Genomic DNA, 21217 nt, shown 5'->3' with positions numbered 1-21217 from the left:
TTCCGAATTACCAACGCGGAACTTCCACACACCAACTGCATCACACCATGCAAAAATCGTTCCTAAAATCGTTAGTTATCGCACTAGTCGCGGTCTTATCCGCGACTTTTTCGCCTACCGCCTTCGCGCAAGGCTTAGTTTCCTCCGGTATCACCGGCAGCTTGCTTGATGCTTCTGGCAAACCGATCAGCGGCGCCGCCGTGACTATCGTGCACACGCCGACCAATACGCCTTACACCGCCATTACCGGCGCCTCGGGCCGTTTCAACATCACCGGCCTTCGCGTCGGCGGCCCCTACACGGTGAGCGCCAGCGCCACCGGCTACGAAGTGGGCACCTATAATGAAGTTTACATCGCGCTCGCTGAGCCGACCGATATCACCCTTCGCGCCCGCGGCAGCGAAGTGGTTCAACTCGAAAAATTCGTCGTCACCGGCGAAGCTAACGCCCTCGACGCCGGCGCGACCGGCGCAGGCAGCGTCCTCGACAATCAGGCGATCAACAGCATGCCGACCACGAACCGTTCGTTCGCGGACATGATGAAGACGAACGCCTTCACCTCCATCCGCTCGGGTTCCCAAGTGAGCGCGTTGGGCATGAATTATAAATACAACTCGATCTCGATCGACGGTGCCCGCCAGAACGACAATTTCGGTCTCTCGTCTTCCGGTCTCTTCTCCCTGAAGAACCCCTTCTCCCTCGATGCGCTCGAGCAGTTCAGCATCTCGCTGACGCCCTACGACGTCACCCAAAGCGGTTTCGCCGGCGCTTCGATCAACGCGGTCAGCAAGAGTGGCACGAACGAGTTCCACGGTTCCGTTTATTACTACTACACGTCCTCCAAATGGGCGGGTGCCGACATCTCTGGCACCACCTTTGGCCAGCGCACCAGCACCTTCTATGAACGCAGCTGGGGTGCAACCCTCGGCGGTCCGATCATCCGCAACAAGCTGTTCTTCTTCCTGAATTACGAAAAGGTTAGCAATCCTTCCGGCGGCGCGACTGTCCCGGGCTTTAATCCTGACACCGCCGCGCTCACCGCGCTCAGCACTCAATTCAGCACTCTGCCTGGCTCCCCTGCCTTCGGTTCTTTCGGTGCGGCCAGCGCCTCGTTGACCGAAGACGAAAAGAAACTCGCGAAACTTGACTGGCAGATCACCAAAGACCACCGCCTGACTGTTCGCTACAGCAAGACGGAAGGTAATCAGCCCAGCTACCCGGACTATCGCAGCACCGGTGCGCCTTCTGGTTTCCCCGCGCTCTCCCCCGCTCCGAGCTTCACCAACGGTGTCACCACCTTTGATTCGAAATACTACTCGATCGCCGTCGCTGAAGAACTGTGGGCTTCCCAACTCTTCAGCAGCTGGGGCCCTAACCTGAAGACCGAGTTCGCGTTCTCCAAGAACGACACGACCTCGCTCCGTTCGACCCCGGTCAACCTGCCTGAAATCATCGTCCTCGGCGTCCCCGGCACCTCGGTTGCTACTGGCGGCGCGGTCACGACCAACACCGCCGTCATTTTCGGCACCGACTACAGCAGCATGGGCAACGGTGTTATTGCCGACACCACCGCGTTCAGCGGTAACGGCACCTACACCTGGAAAGATCTCACCTTCAAGGTCGGTTTCGACCATGAAGAGAGCGACTTCGAAAATCTCTTCCGCAACGGTTCTTACGGCCGCTTTGTTTATAACTACGCTCCCGGTCTGAACCTGGCTACCGCCACCCCGCTGGCGTTCGCTCGCAACGTGTCCACCGCAGGTTTCCCTCCGACCGATGTCAGCAAGTTTGAACAAACCGGTTTCTTTGCCCAGACGAAGTGGGACATCAATCAACGCCTCAACGTCACGGCCGGTCTGCGCTACGACACGCTCGGCAGCCCAATCGCCCCGTTTTATAACCCGGCTTTCGAAACCGCCTTCGGCGTCCGTAACGATGCGACCATCGATGGTGCCGACCAAATCGCACCTCGCTTGAGCTTCAACTACTCGCTCGACGAAGACCGCAAAGTGCAACTCCGCGGCGGTCTCGGCGTGTTCCTCGGCCGCAGCCCGTGGGTCTGGATCTCCAACTCCTACGGTAACGCTGGTCTCGGTCGCTTCCTGCGCACCTTCACCACCGGCGCGATCCCGACCTTGAGCCAATACCTCGGCGGCACGTTCCCGGATTCCGACCCGGTCTATAAATTCGACCCGGCTAATCCGCTAGGCACGACCAACGCCACCACCGGCGGCGGCGACGTCGCCTTCATGAAGTCCGGCTTGAAACTGCCGACCAACCTCCGCGGTAACCTTGCCGTCGACTTCAAGCTGCCGTTCCTCGACTCCAAGCTCTCGCTCGAATACATCAAAACGGATGTCATGGAAGCGATCTTCTACGACCAAATCAACTTGGTCCCTGGCGGCAAAGGTGCCGACGGCCGCACGTATTTCCGCCGCTACACCAGCGCAGCCAACACCACCCTGATTCCGCTCGGCACCACCGGCGGCCTCGTGAACACGTTCAACACAGGCTTCGCCCGCGTCTTCCGCTTCGGCAATACCGACGTCGGTGGCTCGGACTACGTGTCTCTCTCGCTCGAACGTCCCGTCAAGGATAGCTGGGGCTACAGTCTCGCCTTCACCCGCGGCCAATCCACCGAGGCGCAACCCGGCGGCAGCTCGACCGCCAGCTCGCAATGGGCCTTCAACGTCGTCTTCAACCAAGGCGAAGTGGAAGAAACCCGCTCCGACTACGAAGTGCGCAATCGCCTCCAAGCCAGCTTCACCAAGGAGTTCAACTTCCTGAAGCGCTACAAGACATCCACCACGCTCTACTACGAAGGCCGCACCGGTCTTCCGTATAGCTATGTCTATTCCGGCGATCTCAACTTCGACGGTTCCAGCGCCAACGATGCGCTCGCGGTTCCGACCGGTGTCGGCGATGCTCGCTTCGACTTCTCCGGCATGACCACGGCGCAACGCGATGCCTACCTCGCCTACATCGGCAGCAGCGAGCTCGCTCCTTATGCCGGTGGCTATGCTCCTCGCAATTCCTTCATCGGACCGTGGCAAAACCGCCTCGATCTTCACGTCTCGCAAGAGGTCAAGGTTGCCGGTCCCGTGCGCGTTGAAATCTTCGCCGACTTCATCAACTTCGGCAGCTGGATCAGCAACGACATCTTCAATTATGTCGAAACGCTCGGCAATCCGAACAACAGCAACCAAAGCGTCGTGCTCGGTAACGCCGCTTACGGTGTGGATGGCCGCATCCGCCCGTCCGTTGCCCTCAATCCTGACGGCTCGATCGTCATCCCGACCGCCTCCCAGTTCCTCCAGAACAACGGTGATTCCCGTTGGCGCGTCATGGCCGGTGTCCGCCTGAAGTTCTAAAGCAAAAAGCGTTTCGCTTTACTCTCACAAAGCGCCCTGCGAAAGCGGGGCGCTTTTTTTTGGGCCCAATAAAAACGTCATTCGCCCGGGCTGCGATCGTCCTCCCAGGCGCACCTGAAAAATCCACCCGTATTCCTAAACACAGTTTTCGCCGAATTCTAAACCCTCGCCACTGGCCAGACCAGAGAACTGCGCGGAACTTTCAGCGGTCGCGGAAACGCCGCCGCTTTTTTTGTGCCCGCGCATTCACCAACGAAGCAGACCTCGCGCGAATTCGCCGCGTGTCCGGTCCTCATCAACTTCCCGTTCGTCCGTCGTTCGCGCAATTCATGCGGCGGGGCTCGACGCACACGATGTCGCTTCTCCATGCGCTTCCCGTTTCACGGGCTGCGAAAAATTATTTCAAATTCATTCCCTGATCCCACAGCGCATTTATTTTTCCGCAAAAAATTTCACCCACTCCCCGCACGAGATCGCAGAATTTTCTCCGTCAATATTTTTTTTGCGCAAATTTCGCGTAGGGAAATTCCCCCGCCTTTCAGAGGGCGGTTGGTCACGTTTCCAATTTTGTTTCAGAAAATTAGGCGGCGAGTTCCGTGACTGGTTTTGTCCACACCAAAAATCACACAAAAGTTTCTTTTTCTCCGGCCAAAATTATTGACGGTCATTTGCACGGTTCCCATTAGTTGTGGTCAAGGTTCCGGGCATCCACATCCTGTGGTGGTCGACAACGTGTCAGCAAGTTTTGGCAACTAAGTGTCGCCAGAGCGTTTCTGCCGTCTCTAGACCACGGGAAGCTCGTCGCTTTTCCCAAAACCACACGCCTGTCCCTCGTCTCTTTCCGTCCTTTTTCGTCCCCTTAAACCGCGCACCGCTATGCAAAAAACTTTCTCCGTCGGCACCAAGACCTTCGTCCTCGATCAAGACAAAGCGGAAGCCGCTTTTGCCGCCAAGAAAGTCATCAATGGTCGCGAGACCATGACGTTTAATCTCCTCCCGCTGAAATACCAGTGGGCTTACGATCTTTACCGCACGATGAAGGCCAATCACTGGGAGCCGGAAGACGTCCCGATGGGCAAGGACATCGAGCAATGGCGCGATTCCGTCGTCGTTTCCGACGTCGAGCGTTGGATCATCCGCATGGGCATCGGTTATTTTTCGGCCGCGGAAGGCATCGTCGGTGACAACATTCAGCACGTTGTCCGCGAAATGGTCACGGCTCCTGAGTTGAAGCTCGTCCTCGGTCGTCACGCGCACGAGGAAAACATCCACGCCGACTCGCTGCTCTACATGATTTCCTCACTCGGCATCAACCCGCACGAGTGCGAGGCCATGTTCGAGGACATCCCGACCATCGCGAAGAAAAACGCCTTCGTCGTAAATAACTCCCGCAATCTTCGCCGCGACCTCGACCTCACGAAGGTCGAAAACAAGCAGCTCCTCGCGAAAAACATTTTCCTCTTCGGTCAGTGCATGGAAGGCACGCAGTTCTACGGCCTCTTCGGCATGATCCTTTCGCTCTACCGCCAGAACAAGTTCCCGGGCATCGGCCAGATGTTCCGCTACACGCTGCGCGACGAGTCCAACCACATCGAGGTCTTCCGCAATCTGTTCATGGACCTCATCGAGGAGAACCGCGACATCTGGACCAACCAGTTCAAGGAAGAGCTGCGCGCCACGATGGCCGAAGCCGTCGCCCTCGAAAAAGAATTTATTCGTGACTGTCTCCCCGTGAACTCCGTCGGCCTCAACGTCGACGAGTTCACCCAATACATCGACTACATCGCCGACCGGCGCCTGGATGGCGTGGGCCTCACGCCGCTTAATGCCGGCGTGAAGAACCCGCTTCCTTGGCTCGCCGAGATGATGGACATCAAGAAGGAGCAAAACTTCTTCGAAGGTCGCGTCACCGAATACCAAAAATCTTCCGCGCTCTCCGTCGCCAGCGACGACGAGCTCTAACGGCTGCTTCGCAGTTGAAAGTCACGAGCTGAAAGTAAAAAGACCGACCCAGTAATCGCCCAACCCTGCGCGCTTCCTCGTTTCGTCCGTCTTTCAACTTTCAACTCTCAGCTCTCAACTCGCTTTCACCCCACGTCACTTTCTCTCTTCAACCAACCATCGGTTCGCATTCCCATTATGCATACGCCTTCCATCGCGCAGGATCTCGCGCTCAAGAAACTCTCCGTCGCTCCCCAGGATCAGAAACCCAACTATAACTGGCGCGACATCCTCCGCGACGAATCCGTCGCCGTCCCCGAAGTCCAGGTCCTCTGCCCTCACGGCGAGGAACGCTTCGACCTCTCCGAAGTCGCCGACACCGTCGGCAAATCCCTCGCCAACCTCATGCAGGCCAAAGGCGAGAAGGATATCTTCAACGAGAAGAACCAGCGCTTCGTCGCGGACGTCACTCGCGAAGTCGCCGGTAACCTCACTAAAAAAGCCCTCGAACGCGGCCCGCTCCGCGTTTCCCTCCACGACCTTTACGTGCTCATCGAAAAAACTCTCGTCGACAACAACGCCCACGACGTCGCCAAGTCGCTGCTCCTGAAGCGCGCCTCCAAGATGAACGTCGCGCGCGACACCCATGGCGTCACCGTCCGCCTCATCCGCCGCAACCACCAGGTGGTGCCGTGGAATGAAGGCAAAATCGAAATCGCCATCCGCAAGGCCTTCCTCTCCCTCCAGAAAGATCCTTCGCCGGCCACCGCCATCACCCGCGCCGTCACCGAACGCGCCGCCGCCGTGAAACAGGCCTTCCTCCACATCGAGGAAGTCCAGGACATGGTGCAGGAAGAACTCATGAAGTCCGGCCACTACAAAGTCGCCGAAGACTACATCCTTTACCGCGCCCACCGCGCCACGGCCCGCCTCGCCTCCCCGGAAATCGAGGTCAAGCCCGACACCGTTCCGCCGATGCAGAACTCCATGGTCGTCGTCGCCCGCGCCGACGGCACCACGTTCCTCTGGGACGGCCTCGACCTCAAGAAGCGCATCGAGTTCGCCGCCATCGGCCTCGAGCTCTGCCTCTCCACCGAGGAAATCGAATCCGAACTCCGCCGCGCCCTCTTCGACAACATCGCTCTGGGTGATCTCAACAACACGATCATCCTCAACGCCAAGACGCTCATCGAGAAGGACGCCGACTTCGCCAAGTTCGCCGGCCGCATCCAGCTCACCTACATCTACGAAGAAGTCCTCGGCTGGGACATCGTCCGCGACGGCATCGGCGCGCTGAAGAAGTTCCACCAGCAAGCCTTCGCCAAATACATCGACCACGGCATCTCCATCAAGCGCCTCTCGCTGCGCCTGAAGGAATACGATCTCGCCAAGATCGCCGCCGCCATCGACCCGTCCGCCGACCTCGAGCTCGATTTCCTCGGCGTGCAGACGATGTATGATCGCTACCTGATCATCGACAAGACCGGCAAGCGCGCCCGCCGCCTCGAGACCCCGCAGTTCTTCTGGATGCGCGTCTCCATGGGCCTCTTCCTCGAAGAGAAAAAGAAGACCCGCGAAGACTGGGCCATCCGCCTCTACGAACTCTACAAGAGCCGCCGCTTCTGCTCCAGCACGCCGACCCTGTTTAACTCCGGCACGCTCCACTCCCAGCTCTCGTCCTGCTACCTCTATTTCGTCGACGATTCCCTCGAAGCCATCATGTATCGCGGCATCGCCGAAAACGCCCAGCTCTCCAAGTGGGCCGGCGGTCTCGGCGGCTCGTGGACCTCCGTCCGCGGCACCGGCGCGCACATCGCCGGCACCAACGGCGAATCCCAGGGCGTCATCCCCTTCCTCAAGCTGCACAACGACCAGCTCGTCGCCGTCAACCAAGGCGGCAAACGCAAGGGCTCCGGCTGCGCCTACCTCGAATCGTGGCACAACGACATCTTCGAATTCCTCGAGCTCCGTCGTAACACCGGCGACGACCGCCGCCGCACCCACGACATGAACACGGCGAACTGGATTCCCGATTTGTTCATGAAGCGCATGGAAGCCCGCGGCACGTGGACGCTCTTCCGCTCCAACGAGACGCCCGACCTCCACCACACCTACGGCAAGAAATTCGAAGAGGCCTACGTCCGCTACGAAAAGCTCGCTGAAGAAGGCAAAATCCTCGGCCACAAGATCGAAGCCCTCGAGCTCTGGAAAAAGATGCTCTCGATGCTCTTCGAAACCGGTCACCCGTGGATCACTTTCAAAGACCCGTGCAACGTCCGCTCCCCGCAGGACCACGCCGGCGTCATCCACAGCTCCAATCTCTGCACCGAGATCACGCTCAACACCTCGAACGACGAAACCGCCGTCTGCAATCTCGGCTCCGTCATCCTCGAGTCGCACTTGAAGCCCGATGGCACGCTCGATCTCGAGAAGCTCCGCGACACCATCACCGTGGCCGTCCGCGCGCTCGACAACGTCATCGACATCAACTTCTACCCGACCGTCGCCGCCAAGACCTCCAACCAACGCCACCGCCCGATCGGCATGGGCGTCATGGGTCTCGCCAACGCGCTCTACATGAAGGGCATTCCCTTCGCCTCTCAGGAAGCCGTCGAATTCAACGACGAGTTCATGGAAGCCATCGCGCACTACGCCTACGAAGCCTCCTCCGACCTCGCCGCCGAACGCGGCACCTACTCCTCCTTCAAGGGTTCCAAGTGGGATCGCGGCCTCCTCCCGCAGGACACCGTCGACCTCCTCGAACAGGAACGCGGCGTGCCGATCAACGTCCCCCGCGGCGGCAAACTCGATTGGACCAACCTCCGCGCCAAGATCGCCAAGCAAGGCATGCGCAACAGCAACGTGCTCGCCATCGCGCCCACCGCGACGATCTCGAACATCACCAACACGTCGCCCTGCATCGAGCCGACCTACAAGAACCTCTACGTCAAATCCAACCTCTCCGGCGAATTCGTCGTCTTGAATCCCTTCCTCGTGAAGGACCTCAAGGCCCGCGGCCTCTGGAACCAGGAAATGATCGACGCGTTGAAATACTTCGACGGCGAACTCGCCGACATCGAAGCCATCCCGGCCGACTTGAAAGCCCGCTACCTCACCGCCTTCGGCGTCGAGTTCAAGTGGGTGATCGACGCCGCCGCCCGCCGTCAAAAGTGGATCGACCAATCGCAGTCGGTGAACCTCTGGCTCAAAGCGCCCGACCTCAAAGTGCTCTCGCACATGTATCGCAGCGCGTGGCACGCCGGCCTCAAGACCACGTATTACCTCCGCACGCTCGGCGCCTCGAACATCGAGAAAGCCACGGTCAGCGTGAAGAAGGAAGTCCGCGGCGCCGCCGGTGAAACCAAAGCCGAAACCGCCACCCGCGACACCGCCGCCACCGCTTCGGCTGCTGCACTCAACGCTCAACTCTCAGCCCAAGACTCTTCTGCCAAGAAGACCTACACCGCCGAAGAAAAACGCGTGTGCAGTATCGAAGCCATGAAGAACGGCGAAGAGTGCGAGGCCTGCCAGTAACGCACTATATAGATTCAAACGAGGCGGCCTTCACTGGCCGCCTTTTTCTTTGCTCATTTACGAACTCGCATAATTACCTAATGCCAGTCTTCCTAATTAGACTAGCAGAGACGATGAATACCACGTCGCTCATCGTGCAATACCCCGCTTTATGGTCATTCTCCGCAACATTGAAATTAGCCGCTTTCGTTCTATCCGCGACTCGGCTTTGCCAGAACTCGAACATTTCTCTGCTCTGGTAGGGCTCAATAATTCCGGGAAATCCAATTTCCTACGCGCTCTTAATTTATTTTTTACCGGCAAGCCAGAGCCAGAAACATCATTCGACTTAGCTAGGAATTATTTCCGCGGCGAGCTTTCCGCGAAAAAGAAAAAGGTCATTAGCATAGCAATTCACTTCACTTTACCACCCAGTTTCAACTTCAGACGCGAACTGAAGCCTGTCGAAACAATGCTAGGACGAGACTTTTGGATCACGAAGGAGTGGACTCCTCAAAATATTGAGCCGCTGGTTTATCTGAACAAAGCCGCCACGCCTCTCACCGCTTCTGACGTTGCTAAAGTAAATCAATTTTTAGCGCTCATCGCTTTCAGATATGTTCCAAATCGAGTCATGCCCATTGAGATCATCCGCAAAGAGCAGCAAGCACTGCGCGATGTATTGGTGAGGCGGCTAGCTAAATTCAAAACTCAGTCCGCGGCTGTTTTTAACGGACTGCAATCGACAGCAGAAGCCTTGGTCCAAGCCGTTTCGGAGGACATAAATAAGTTCTCACCCGATATTCAAAAGGTGCGCTTAGCAACAGCTTCGTCGCTTGCTGATTTAGCATTTCAATTCGGTTATCGACTTAGCGAGAGTGGCGTAGAAATGGATGAAACAGAGCAGGGTTCAGGGATGCAGAGTTTGTTAATGTTTGAAACGCTACACCTCATTGACCGCGATTATTTTCAACATTTCGGATGGAAACAAGCAGCGCTCTGGGCCGTAGAAGAACCCGAATCGTCATTAAACACCGCGCTAGAAGCTCGCACCGCTCATTTTCTAGCGCGCATCACAAATGATAAAAATGGAAGGCTTCAAATTATCAGCACGACGCATTCAGATCTCATGATCCAGTATAGCGATCGAGGCTACATGATCGAAAAAGCTACCCTGAAAACGAAATTCACTGAAACTACAGCAACAACAAAGAGCGCAAAAGACCTATTGGAATGCGCATCTAGATATGGTGTGACCAGATGGGTTAACCCAATCTTACTCTCTCCTCTAGATCCTGTCATTCTTGTGGAAGGTAAATTTGATCGCGACTTCCTCGACCGCATTTTCGCCGCCTTGAATATCTCACCCCGTCCTCGCGTTGCCTGTTTAGAAGATATCAAAGGAGATGCATCCAAAGGCGGCGTTGAAACGCTTATCACGTTTATATTATGCGAGCCGCTGGTCCAATCACGGCAACCAGTGCTCATCGAAGCATTGGGCGACCCGTCTAGCATGGTGCGGGCAACCGCTCGTCTCTTCCTTAAGCAACTTGGCGTGGACAATGTCGCCGCCATTTATCGGCAGCGACTGGTTGAGTCTGACACTCCTTCGCCTGCGATAATTTTTGGGTTGTCGGAATCAGGATCTAAAGAGGATGCACCGCTGATCGCCAAATTCCTCATCCATCCCAAACCTTCGCTACGCAAAGCTGCCCTCATTAGCATCGGCAAGCTATACGGAGAGGCCTACACTGAGGAGATCAGCCAGGCGCTGATGGATCCTTCGCCGGGTGTGAGCAAAGCCGCGCGTGAGGTGCTCACAAAAAATCCGATATGGATTTCTTCCGCGCTGATTACCGAGACGCTTGCGGGAAATCGCCCTCTTTACATCCGGAAGGCGGGAATAGCATTGATTCGGTCTCTACCGAAGTGGGAGCGGATCATCATGCTTTTGAAAGTCTCCGACCTCGCCCCTGAATTTAATGATCTAATTCGCGAGGAAGTGAATCGATGGCTGATGACGTTCAATCGGAACTCTGTAGAACCTCAAAGCGACCAACTCGCAGATCTGAGGATCCTGTTTAATCAGCGTGTCTCCATGCTCACACTAGATGCCGTGCGCAATCTGCAGCACATCGTCGATTCTCCATTGAAACGGAGTTTATAATTCTCCGCGCTTGCCTCCCATTTAATTTTTATTCTGCTTCTCCACGGGCCAAGGATGTTTCTCACGAAGCGTCGTTGGCCTTCTTTATTATCTACAACGGGCCAGACGCGTTCGCCGTTTTGCGAACTGTTTCCGTGCTCTCCCCCCGTTCATGAACGACCGCGAATCCCGCCGCTACGAAAAGGTTAACCGCGTCCGCGCCTTCGGGCAGGACTACGCCAGCGAATTCCCCGCCGGCTCCCGCGCCCCCACCCACTTCACCGCCGCAGCATGATTCAGTCGTTTGCCGATCGCGACACCGGGCAACTTTTCCACCAAGAAAAGAATCGCCGCTTCTCTGCCATCGCCTGCGTCGCTCTCCGCAAACTCATCCAGTTGAACCAAGCGGAATTGCTCACCGACCTGGCCGTTCCTCCCGGCAACCGGCTCGAAGCCCTCAAGCACGATTTGATCGGTTTCTACTCAATTCGCATCAACGACCAATGGCGCATCGTTTTCCGGTGGACCGACGCCGGGCCGGCCGAAGTGCGCATCATAGATTACCATTGAAGTGCGTGCCTATGACGTTACGCGTTATAGCATGAAAGCGATCACACCGGGAGAAATTCTCCTCGAAGAATACTTAAGCCCGATGGCGATTTCCCAAAACGCCATGGCTCGCGCCGTGGGCGTGGCCCCGCGCGCCATCAATGAAATCATTTTAGGCAAACGCGCGATCACTCCGGCCATGTCCATCCGCTTCGGCGCTTTCTTCGGACAGACCCCGCAGTTCTGGCACGGCCTCCAAGTCGAGTGCGACTTCCGCGCTCTCGCGAAGCAGAGCAAAAAACTGACCGCCAAGATCACACCCGCGCGTGAACTCATGTCCGCCTGATTTTCACGGCGCACCATGGCCGTTCGACGACTGACTTCAGTGGGGCAACTTTCCTTCGGTCTCTCAGCGGACTCTGATGCTACCGACTATCTTTTCTTTAGCATATACCCTGAGCCACCGGTTCCCGCCAAGCTGTCCGGTCACGCCCAACACCTGCGATCCAAACATGGTCTGATAGGAAGGCCGCTGGCCGCGGATCGTTTTCACATTTCCCTGTCCGATCTCGGTAATTACTGCGGATTGCCTGTAGGTAGGGTTCGGGAAGCAAAGGAGGCGGCCTCGACCGTAAAGGCATCTGCATTCGACGTGACGTTCGACAACGTCATGAGCTTCGATCACTCAAGCGGCAACTTTCCCCTGGTTCTGCGCATGGCTACCGATACCGGCCCGCTCATCGAATTCCACCAGGTTCTCGTCACCGCTTTAGTCAAAGCCGGTCTTGATGTTGAGGCGCGGTTTACCCCGCACATCACCCTCCTCTACGACGTCAACTTGGTCCCCAAAGAGCCGATCGAACCACTGCACTTCAAAGTAAATCATTTCACCTTGGTGCACAGCCTGCAGGGAAAGACCCGCCATGTTAAACTAGGGCAGTGGAATCTGCAGGGCTGACCACCTAGTCGCAGTCGACGACTTCAACGTAAACCTACGCAGGAATGCGTAGGTTGAAAACCCATTTGGAGATTCCGCCTGGCACGCGGCGTTCGTTCACTCGAAGTGCTTTCTTGCCCTGGCGCTTCCCCGCATTTTTCTGGAGCCGCTCGCTTTCTTCCACCCCACCCATGAAAAAAATCCTCCCCACCCTCGTTCTGTCCGCCGTGTTCGCCACCGTTGGTTTCGCTGATGTCGTCAGCCAGCGTATCCAAGCCTCCTACCTGATCGCCTTCGGCCGCGGCGCGAACAGCGGCGAACTCACCTATTGGAAACAGCAGAATCCGCGCTCCGTGAGCGCCTTGGTCGCCGGGCACACGCAGTATCTCTCGCAGGATGCCAACACGCACCGGGCCACGATTCGCCGCTCCTACATCGATGCCCTCGGCCGCGAACCAAACGAGGGCGAATATAAACACTGGATGCCGGGCAGCGACACTTACACGCAGTTGATGAAAAACCACGTGAGCTGGCTCAGCGGCAACCCCGGCGAATACGAGTCCGTCATCAAGCGCTCCTACCGTTTCGTCTTCAACCGCCCGCCCAGCGGCGACGAACTCAAATACTGGCGCAAGCAAGGCACGATTTCCTACGCGATCCTCGTCGCCGCTCACGACACCTGGCGCAAAGCCAATCCCTCTCCCTCCGCGCCCGGTAAAACGTCCGGCACCGCCACCTTGGCCGGCAGCTCGGACTTCCTCGCCAGCGTGGTCGTCTCCGGCCCCGTCCTCCAGGAAGCCCAGGCCGCGCTCGGTCTCGGCTCCACCGGCGGTAATGTCCTCGCCGCCGGGGGCGGCCCCTTGGTCGCAGCCGGCGGCGGCAATCTCGTCGGTAACGACGGCGCCAGCCTCGTGGGCAATGACGGCGCGAGTTTGGTCGGCAACGATGGCGCGAGCCTCGTCGCCGCAGGCGGCATGAATCTCGTGGCCGCCGGCGGCGGGAATTGACGAGCCGAGCCGACGGCGTCGGGTGGGAGCGGCCGTTCACGCCGAATTTTTTCCACTGCGATATCTGACGGCTACAAGAACTACGTCGGCGATTAGCCGACGCCCCGAAACCCACCCCGGAGCCAATTCGGCGGAGGTCACCTCGTAGCGTAGCCGGTATGCGAAGCATCTGTGGTCAAAAATTAGGTCAGCGTGAACAGACACGGAAGAGTCAGCTCGAGCAACTTGCTCCCGATTCAACCAAGCCTGCTCTGACGCTTTGACGCACCTCTACGCAGGAACACGTAGGCGGGAAACTCATTTGGAGATTCCGCCGCTACGCCGGTCGCATTCACTCGAGGCAACCTCTCCTCACCATGTCCCTCCGCCACCTCGCCTGTCTTGCTCTCGTCACGCTCGCGCTCGTCAACGCGCCGTTAGCCCACGCCGTTCCCACCTCCGAAGCCACCACCGTCAAGCCGGGCAAGGCCATCGACCTCACCCAGGTCAAACCGTTGTTCAAGCAACGGAATCGCGTGGCCATCGCCGGTTACCAAGTGGCCTTTGTCACGCACAACAAGGCCACCGCGCATGCCATGAATATCCTCGGCAGCGGCACGGCCAAGGCCTCCATTGAAACCTTCCTCGGCAACGTCGACGCCGCGCTGATGAAACAGATCGCCGACGAAGCCTACGTCACGTTCGTGCAGAAACTCCAGGAAGCCGGCCTCGAAGTCGTGCCGTGGGAAACGGTGAAGACGGCAAAGGCCTACGCGCAGCTCGAGCGTCATCCGAAGCAGACAGGCTACACCGTGAATTTCCAAGGAGCCGACTACGCGCTCGTTGCTGCCGGCGACTTTCCCCTTTGGTTCAATAGTTTCGACGGCCTCTCCGGCGGCAAAGGCAGCAAGAAGAACATCAAGGTCATGTGGGAACTCGAAAAGGAACTTAACGCGGTGATCCTCCAGCCGTCCCTCGCCGTCGACTTTGCCTACCTCGACACCTCCGGCGGAAAGTTTTCCAAGAAAGCTTCGGTCGAAGCCCAGAACGGCATGCTCATCGTGCCCGCGGCCTCGGTCTTCTGGGGCAGCCTCGGCGGCGGCCTGAGCTACACCAAGTTCACCGACGGCTTCTGGGCCGAAGGCGCCACCGGCAACTGGACCAAAGCCGGCGACTCTAACAACGCCGCCCTCGTGAAAGGCCTCGCCGGCCTCGGCATCGACATCGGCCCGGCGTCATCGAAAAAAGCCATCGTCCTCGACGCCAACCCCGCCGTCTTCAAAGCTAAAACCCTCGAGCTCCTTGCCGGCGCCGGCGAAGTCTTCAAACGCGGCATCCAGGAAGTCCGGCGCTAAACGCGAGCAGCGCGAACACGCGTCCCGTCTCTCAAATCAGCGCCAAACTGAATGACACGTAATGCGTGTCATTCAGTCAGCCGAAACTACCCGACCGGCTCGCCACGCGTCCTGGTTTCCCAAATTACCACCCAGCCAAATGACACGTAATACGTGTCATTCACGCAGCCACTTCACGCCACTCACGGTGCCGGAAGCCCCTTCAAAATTCGGATGAGCCTTCCGCTCCTTCGCCGGCAGCCTCATCGCATCTGACCGCTGTTAAACCACATGACACGTAATACGTGTCATGATCTCAAGATGGCGGCCGGCCTTGCCGCGTGGCCATGAGCCAGGCAAGCATTTGTAACGTGCGCTCGGCGTCGGGCATTTCAGTGCCGCGCGTCACATACGCCTGCACACGTTGACGCGGCAGCGCGAGCAAACGTCCTAGCCGCGCTTGGTCGCCGTATCTTTTCAGCTCCGTGCGCAATTCCTTCCGAAGCTCATTCCAAAGCGGAGTCTTGCTCCCGGGGCGAAGCGTCTTTCCTCGCCGGAGAGACGGTCTCTCGATGCGAAACGCTTTGGCTGAGTGTTTCGCCATCTCCACGGCCAGCGTGAGCAACGCTTCGGTTAACGCCGCCGGCAACTCCAGGTTACGCTGTGCCGAGTGAAATGACATGACACGTATTACGTGTCATGCGCCTCCATAAGTTGATCGTTAAAAACACCTCGAATCAGGCGTTTTCCAGACAATCGAAACCGAGCAAAAAATTCTGCCCGCGAGGCTTTTAAGGGGCTAGTCTTTCCGCCGTGACTCGAAATGGCTTACCGCGCGACTCCGGCCGCCAGCCGACGTCAATGGCTTCCTGGGTGCACTGCTGAATTCTCGCAGCTAACTGCGCGCGGGAAGCTGGTCGCTTCGGCGGGTAATCCAACGGGTCAAATTCGATCACGAGTTCCCGCATATTTTCTTCGGCCAAACACACCCGTGCGGAGAGTCCGCGCAGATGCGTGTTGGCGGAAGATTCGCCACCGTAATGTTTGACGCTCCAGTTGAACGTATCTGCTCCGATCTGAAATTGGCCTGAATCCACACGTGACATTCCTTTGAGGTAAGAATCGTCTGCCCGACGACAATCCTGAAGACTCCTTCAACTCACGCTGACTCATCCCATGCTCGATCACCTTTTCCTCACCGTCAGCGATCTCACACGCTCAATTCAATTCTACGAAGCAGTGTTGCCCAGCCTCGGCATCACCGCGCGACATGATTACGACGGCAAGGACGGACCAAAAGGGCACCCCGACTTAAAAGGCTTTGGCGCGAACGGCCGCATATTTTTCTGGCTCAAATCAGGCACGCCTTCACCCGGCGCCGTGCATGTCGGCTTCGTCGCGGACTCCGAAAAAATGGTCATCAAAGCCCACACACTCGCGCTCAAAGCCGGCGGCACCGAGATCCATCCACCCGGCCCGCAGCTGCATTACGACCCGCGCTATTTCGCCGCCCAAGTCCGGGACCTCGACGGCTACAGTTTGGAATTCGTCTACAAGAGCTGGCAGCACTCGCAATGACCTCCAGCCAGGTTTCGTGGGCCGTTTAAACTAGGCAGCACGCGCGCTGTGCCGCGACGCTGAGAAAACAACGTGGCCGTCAGCTTCGCCCAATTCCGCCAACTCGCGCTCGCCTTACCCGAAGTCGAAGAGCGCCTCTGCCACGACACGCCAGCGTTTTATTTCCGGAAGAAAATTTTCAGCCGCTTACAGGAAGACCGCGAACACGTGGCCCTCGCCTGGCCGCGCGCCAAGCGGGATGCCCTCATCGAGAACGCGCCTGACGTTTTTGCGTCCAACGACCACCTCGCGAACTACGATTACGTGCTGATGGACTTACTCGCCGCCAGCCTCACGCAAGCGCGCACCCGTTTAGAAAAAGCGTGGCGCCTGAAAGCCACGAAACAGGCGATCGCAGCGTTCGATGGCGCGTAACGCCACGCGTCTCCCAAGAAGAGTGCGCCAATTAGGAACCCTTTTTATCGGCCGCCGCCTTCTTCTCTTCTTCGAGCTGTTTCTCCTTCGCCTTTTTTGCGGCTTTCGCCTCGGCCTCGTGTCGGCGGGTGGGCTGCGAATTCTTTTCCGCGTTATACCAGTTTTCCAGTTCGATCACTTTCGCCTCTGTGCGCACATCCTGCATCGGCGAACTCACGGTCGGCATTGCTTGCTTCTGCGTAGCCATATCACTCGCGCTTCGTTGACTCGACTGCGGAGACTGACACCCGCTCATCCCGAGCAACATCATCGCCACGCAAATCGATTTCTGGCGAGTAACGTGGAGATTCATGCACTCAAGATATCGCCACCACTGAATCGCGCAACTAGTGAAACATTTTGGCTCATTCACGATATCGACAAAACTGGCCCAGCGAATTTTCTGTCGCGCAATTTTTCAACCCCAGCGCTTGATTCAAAGCTGACAATGGTTGCGGCACGCTAAAAGTTTTCAGCATGACCTTTCTTCGCCTGCTGCGTTTATCCAGCCTGCTTTTGATCGTGCTGCCGGCACTCGGTGCAATCGAGGTATCGCGACTCCCCGACCTTCCGCAAAGCCGCGCCGCGCACACGCTCACGGCGCTGCCTGACGGACGCATTCTCATCGTCGGTGGATTTTCAGGCGCCGATCGCACGCCCATCGGGGCCACGCTCTACTCATCGCAAACGCGCACCTTTCAACCCGCCGCGCCGATGCGTGAGTCGCGCTATGGTCACACCGCGACACTTCTGCCCGACGGCTCCGTGCTGATCGCCGGCGGCTGGAATGCCCGCGGTGAGTATCTCACCTCTGCTGAACGCTTCGAACTCGCCTCTGGAAAATTCGTTTCGTTGCCCGCGCTCCACACAGCCCGCGCCGGCCATGTCGCGATCGCCCTCACGGATGGTCGCGTGCTGCTGGCTGGCGGCGTTAGCACCGGCTGGAAATTTCTCGCGAGCGCCGAAATCTTCGACTCTGCCACTGGTCGTTTTTCTCGGACGGGCGACCTGGCCGTGCCTCGAGAAAATCACGCGGCGGTGCGCCTCGACGATGGACGTGTGCTGATCACCGGCGGCCATGCCGGTCGCGGTGCCACTGTGCGCATTCACGCCACCGCGGAAATTTTTGACCCAACGCGCGGCACTTTCACGCCGGCCAGAGCCATGCACTCCCGTCGCCACAAACACGACGCCGTGCTGCTCGCCGACGGGCGCGTCCTCATCACCGGCGGCACCGATGAACGCGACGAGGCGGGGCGTTACGACACTTCGGAAATTTATTCTCCGGTCACGGCCTCCTTCGCCTCCGGCCCGCGCTTAAACCAGAAACGTTATAAACATTTCGGCACTTCGATTCGGTTGCCCAGCGGAGACGTTTTAGTTCTCGGTGGGGCCGCCGTCCCCGAACGTTTCGATCCCGCGGCCAATCGTTTCGAATTACTAGCCAGCCACAACTTCGCCAACAGCGAAAGCTACGCAGCCGCCGCGCTCGCCACCAACGGGCACATTCTTTTCTGCGGAGGCTACAACGACCAGATCCTTGCCAGCTGCGCCGCGTGGTTGATCCAGCCCTAAATACCCGCTATCTCTCACTACGTCTTTATCGCTGCCACGTTTCATTTTTTCCGCAAACATCGCTAATCCTCCCATGCGTTACCTGACTAGTTTGTTTTTCGCTCTCTGCACCGCTTTTGCCGGAGCCGCTCCTTCAGTCAACGAACTCTCGCAATTATTCCTGCCGGCCGAGTTCGGGCAGCCCAAGCTTTCCCCAGACGGAAAGTTCATCGCCTTTCTGGCCAGAAATGGCGACGACTACAGTATTGGGTTGTGCGACCTATCGACGGGACAAACGGATCTTTCCAAAGGTGACGGCAAAGCCCGGCCGATCGATTTCTGGTGGAAAACGCCCCGCCGGTTGCTCGTGCAGGTGAGCAACAACAAACTCAATGCCCTGGCCTACACCATTTTTGATCTCGACCGTCGCACCACGGAAGATGCGTGGCACTTGGACCGTCAGCCCGGACGGATCTTCGATGCCCAGCCTCAGGATCCCAAGCATGTGTTAATGGTGACCTCGGAGGAGATCAGGCGGATTAACCTGAGTAATGGCAAAGCCGAGAACGTGGATCGTCCTCCCACGAGAACCAGCAGCTGGGTGGTGGATTCCCAAGGTCGCGCCCGCGCCGTCTATCAAAGCATTTTCCGATTCGGCGTAGCCGACTTGTGGTGGCGCTCGGTGATCGGCGGAGAATGGCGCCATCAACATTTCACCGCGACAGATCGCCGGTTTGTCCCCCAAGCGGTCGATGCAGACGGCCTTCACTTATGGGGCTGGGAAATGGCCAGCGGCAAGGAAACCGTGTTCGCGCGTTTCAACACTCAGTCAGGCGAACGCACGACCAAACACTTTCCGCCAAATTTACCGCCCACGGATTTGCTGATGCTCGGGAGCACGCGACAACCGGTCGCGGTCGCGTATGCACAAGGCAAGGACGTCGCTCTATTTGCGCTCAATGCATCTGACGAAGCCGCGGTCAGCCGCTTGCAGACTACATTCGCCGGTTTTTTCCCCATCATCGTGGATGCACTTCCTGATAAAAAAACCTGGCTGGTCTGGATCGGTAATTCGCGCCTTCCAGGTGCCTATTTTCTTTTCAACCGCCAGACTGGCGAAGCCTCTTTGATCGCCCAATCGCATGGCAAAAACATCGTCGAAGACAAACTTGCGGCCGCGGATTATTTCACCTTCACCGCCCGCAATGGCGGACAATTGACCGCCCGTCTTTGGCGGCCACCCGGCAAATCCACGCCGCCGCTGATTGTGTATTGCCCGCGCCAGCTGCCGCCAAGTCCCACAGCGGACCTTTATCAAGCGGACGTGCAGGCCTTCGTCGCGCAGGGCTTCGCCGTGTTGCAGGTGAATATCCGGGGCACCGACGGTTTCGGGGCGACCCCCACCTCGCTCGGCGACGAAAACTGGAGCACCAACATCCGTGACGATCTGGAGGACGCCGCCAACCACCTCGCTAATCAACAGATCGTAAACCCGTCGCGCGTGTATCTCTACGGCACTTGGTTTGGCGGTGTGTTGGCGCTGGAAATCGCCACCACCAGCACGCGCTTCGCCGCCATCGCCACCGTCAACATTCCTTCCAAAGTTTCGCGCAACGATCTATTCCGCTACACGGATGACAGCGGCCTGAACGGCATGACCGCACGACTCTGCGGCTGGGCAGAAACCAATAAAATCGCGCGCGAGCTCTCGCCGTTACAGCAAGTCACGGAGCTCAAAACTCCCGCGCTTTATCTGCACAACGAAGACACCCTTAAAGGTCAACCCGTCCAGGACGGTCGAGAAATCAGATCGGCGGTGAAGAAATCCAGCAACGCCCAGACCGGCCTCGCCTACAGTTGGTCCGACCGGCTCAAAGCCCCGTCCAAACTGGCGGCGGAAAACGCCGCCATCTCACTGCAAATCGGCAACTTCTTTAACCAGTTCCGCTCTCCGGACTCGACGGCCCAAACCAAGCCTTGAGCGCTGTGAAAATCCGCCCGTCGCCACTTGTCACGTTAAAGTGCCTCGCGTGCTTACAGCGCATGGGGGAGATTTTGGCGTAGTTTATCAGGAATTCACCTGAGGGGGTTTCTACTCAGAGGGAGAATCGTCGTAGCCTAGCCGCGCGCTTGTTACTGGTGATTACCGGCGTGGAACTGGACAAGTTGGCATCAGTCTAGCTCGTCATCTTTCCTATGGACGAACTTATCATTGATGCTTGGACCGCGGCGGTGAACCGCCTTTGCCAATTCACCGTGGATCGTCTTCCCGCCATCATCACGGCCAGCACGCTCGAGGCCGCGAAGATTAATTTGGTGCTCTCCGAGACGAGCAGCATGAAATCGCTGCTTCGGCTGTTCGAGAAGAGCCACAACGAGGGCGTGGCTCGCATCATCGCGAGCAAGTGCGAATACACCTTCATTTTTTGGCAAAATCATCTGGCGGAGCTCCCTGCCTCGGCCGCGTCTGAACTCGCCCGCATCGAGAAGCTATTCCACATCGTGGCGGGCGAAGTCTCCCCGGCCCCGGCTCTTGAGCAAAAAGCAGTTTAGGCGGTCGCTGATCCACGATTGAGCGTGATTGTTTCACGTGCGTCATCGGTTTGAGTTGCGCAACGGCTGCCTTTTTTTCGCTGCGAGGTGCGAGTGGCCGCCCATGAGATCGTTCGACGCATCACCGGCGGGAACTCGGTGTTTTGCTGACGCGACCATTCATCTTAGGCGCTGAGCGTAGAGGGCAGCCTCAGGGACGCTCTGCTCTCGCGCCCGCGTTGCAGAATTTTTCTCAGCAGCAGATTCAAGATAAAGTGAGCGCCGGTGCGCTTGCGCTGCTCGGTCTTTTTTCTCGTCACCGC

The 21217-nt window shown here is 57.8% G+C and carries 17 protein-coding genes; 15 read left to right on the top strand and 2 right to left on the bottom strand.

The genetic code is table 11. The features are described from left to right. Positions 1–47: 47 nt before the first annotated feature. From ACRRQW_RS12360 to ACRRQW_RS12315, 10 genes are all read left to right on the top strand, one after another. Entirely contained in the window at positions 48–3371 is a 3324-nt protein-coding gene (locus ACRRQW_RS12360; protein ID WP_438481754.1) for a TonB-dependent receptor, read from the top strand. An 876-nt stretch (positions 3372–4247) separates the two neighbouring features. Next, positions 4248–5333 (top strand): ribonucleotide-diphosphate reductase subunit beta, encoded by a 1086-nt coding sequence (locus tag ACRRQW_RS12355; RefSeq protein ID WP_438481753.1) that lies wholly within the window; start codon positions 4248–4250, stop codon positions 5331–5333. A gap of 177 nt (positions 5334–5510) precedes the next feature. After that, positions 5511–8846, top strand: a complete 3336-nt coding sequence (locus tag ACRRQW_RS12350) for a ribonucleoside-diphosphate reductase subunit alpha (protein ID WP_438481752.1) — start codon at positions 5511–5513, stop codon at positions 8844–8846. 151 nt (positions 8847–8997) lie between these two features. Next, positions 8998–10992, top strand: coding sequence for an AAA family ATPase (locus ACRRQW_RS12345; RefSeq protein ID WP_438481751.1), 1995 nt, complete (start codon positions 8998–9000; stop codon positions 10990–10992). A 151-nt stretch (positions 10993–11143) separates the two neighbouring features. Further along, entirely contained in the window at positions 11144–11266 is a 123-nt protein-coding gene (locus tag ACRRQW_RS12340) for a hypothetical protein (RefSeq protein WP_438481750.1), read from the top strand. Then, complete coding sequence (locus ACRRQW_RS12335; protein WP_438481749.1) at positions 11263–11541, top strand: type II toxin-antitoxin system RelE/ParE family toxin; 279 nt, start codon at positions 11263–11265, stop codon at positions 11539–11541. Before ACRRQW_RS12340 ends, ACRRQW_RS12335 begins: the two co-directional genes overlap by 4 nt. A gap of 31 nt (positions 11542–11572) precedes the next feature. Then, positions 11573–11866, top strand: a complete 294-nt coding sequence (locus ACRRQW_RS12330) for a HigA family addiction module antitoxin (protein WP_438481748.1) — start codon at positions 11573–11575, stop codon at positions 11864–11866. 15 nt (positions 11867–11881) lie between these two features. Continuing rightward, positions 11882–12478, top strand: coding sequence for a 2'-5' RNA ligase family protein (locus ACRRQW_RS12325; RefSeq protein ID WP_438481747.1), 597 nt, complete (start codon positions 11882–11884; stop codon positions 12476–12478). A 170-nt stretch (positions 12479–12648) separates the two neighbouring features. Beyond that, positions 12649–13464 carry a hypothetical protein gene (locus ACRRQW_RS12320; protein WP_438481746.1) on the top strand — a complete coding sequence of 272 codons (816 nt, stop codon included), beginning with the start codon at positions 12649–12651 and terminating at the stop codon, positions 13462–13464. 356 nt (positions 13465–13820) lie between these two features. Then, positions 13821–14798 carry a hypothetical protein gene (locus ACRRQW_RS12315; protein WP_438481744.1) on the top strand — a complete coding sequence of 326 codons (978 nt, stop codon included), beginning with the start codon at positions 13821–13823 and terminating at the stop codon, positions 14796–14798. Between the two features lie 295 nt (positions 14799–15093). On the opposite strand, the gene ACRRQW_RS12310 is transcribed toward ACRRQW_RS12315, so the two are convergent. After that, on the bottom strand, positions 15094–15459 hold the full coding sequence (locus ACRRQW_RS12310; RefSeq protein WP_438481743.1) for a hypothetical protein: 366 nt from the start codon (positions 15457–15459) through the stop codon (positions 15094–15096). A 494-nt stretch (positions 15460–15953) separates the two neighbouring features. On the opposite strand from ACRRQW_RS12310, the gene ACRRQW_RS12305 reads away from it, so the two are divergent. Both ACRRQW_RS12305 and ACRRQW_RS12300 read left to right on the top strand, forming a co-directional pair. Further along, on the top strand, positions 15954–16355 hold the full coding sequence (locus tag ACRRQW_RS12305) for a VOC family protein (RefSeq protein ID WP_438481742.1): 402 nt from the start codon (positions 15954–15956) through the stop codon (positions 16353–16355). Between the two features lie 72 nt (positions 16356–16427). Continuing rightward, positions 16428–16769, top strand: a complete 342-nt coding sequence (locus ACRRQW_RS12300) for an MmcQ/YjbR family DNA-binding protein (RefSeq protein ID WP_438481741.1) — start codon at positions 16428–16430, stop codon at positions 16767–16769. Between the two features lie 31 nt (positions 16770–16800). Here ACRRQW_RS12300 and ACRRQW_RS12295 read toward each other — a convergent pair whose 3' ends face one another. Next, positions 16801–17079 (bottom strand): hypothetical protein, encoded by a 279-nt coding sequence (locus ACRRQW_RS12295; protein ID WP_438481740.1) that lies wholly within the window; start codon positions 17077–17079, stop codon positions 16801–16803. A gap of 206 nt (positions 17080–17285) precedes the next feature. Here ACRRQW_RS12295 and ACRRQW_RS12290 point away from each other — a divergent pair, with 206 nt between their 5' ends. The 3 genes from ACRRQW_RS12290 (at position 17286) to ACRRQW_RS12280 (ending at position 20915) form a co-directional block, all read left to right on the top strand. After that, on the top strand, positions 17286–18383 hold the full coding sequence (locus ACRRQW_RS12290; protein WP_438481739.1) for a Kelch repeat-containing protein: 1098 nt from the start codon (positions 17286–17288) through the stop codon (positions 18381–18383). Between the two features lie 73 nt (positions 18384–18456). Next, positions 18457–20343: a prolyl oligopeptidase family serine peptidase gene (locus ACRRQW_RS12285; protein ID WP_438481738.1), complete on the top strand. Its 1887-nt coding sequence runs from the start codon at positions 18457–18459 to the stop codon at positions 20341–20343. 215 nt (positions 20344–20558) lie between these two features. Beyond that, on the top strand, positions 20559–20915 hold the full coding sequence (locus ACRRQW_RS12280) for a hypothetical protein (protein WP_438481736.1): 357 nt from the start codon (positions 20559–20561) through the stop codon (positions 20913–20915). The last annotated feature ends 302 nt before the right edge of the window (positions 20916–21217 follow it).

It is taken from the genome of Oleiharenicola lentus (genome assembly GCF_051660365.1).
Taxonomy (GTDB): domain Bacteria; phylum Verrucomicrobiota; class Verrucomicrobiia; order Opitutales; family Opitutaceae; genus Lacunisphaera; species Lacunisphaera lenta_A.
Note: the sequence above shows the minus strand (reverse complement) of the source record. Positions and strands in the feature narration are given on the sequence as shown.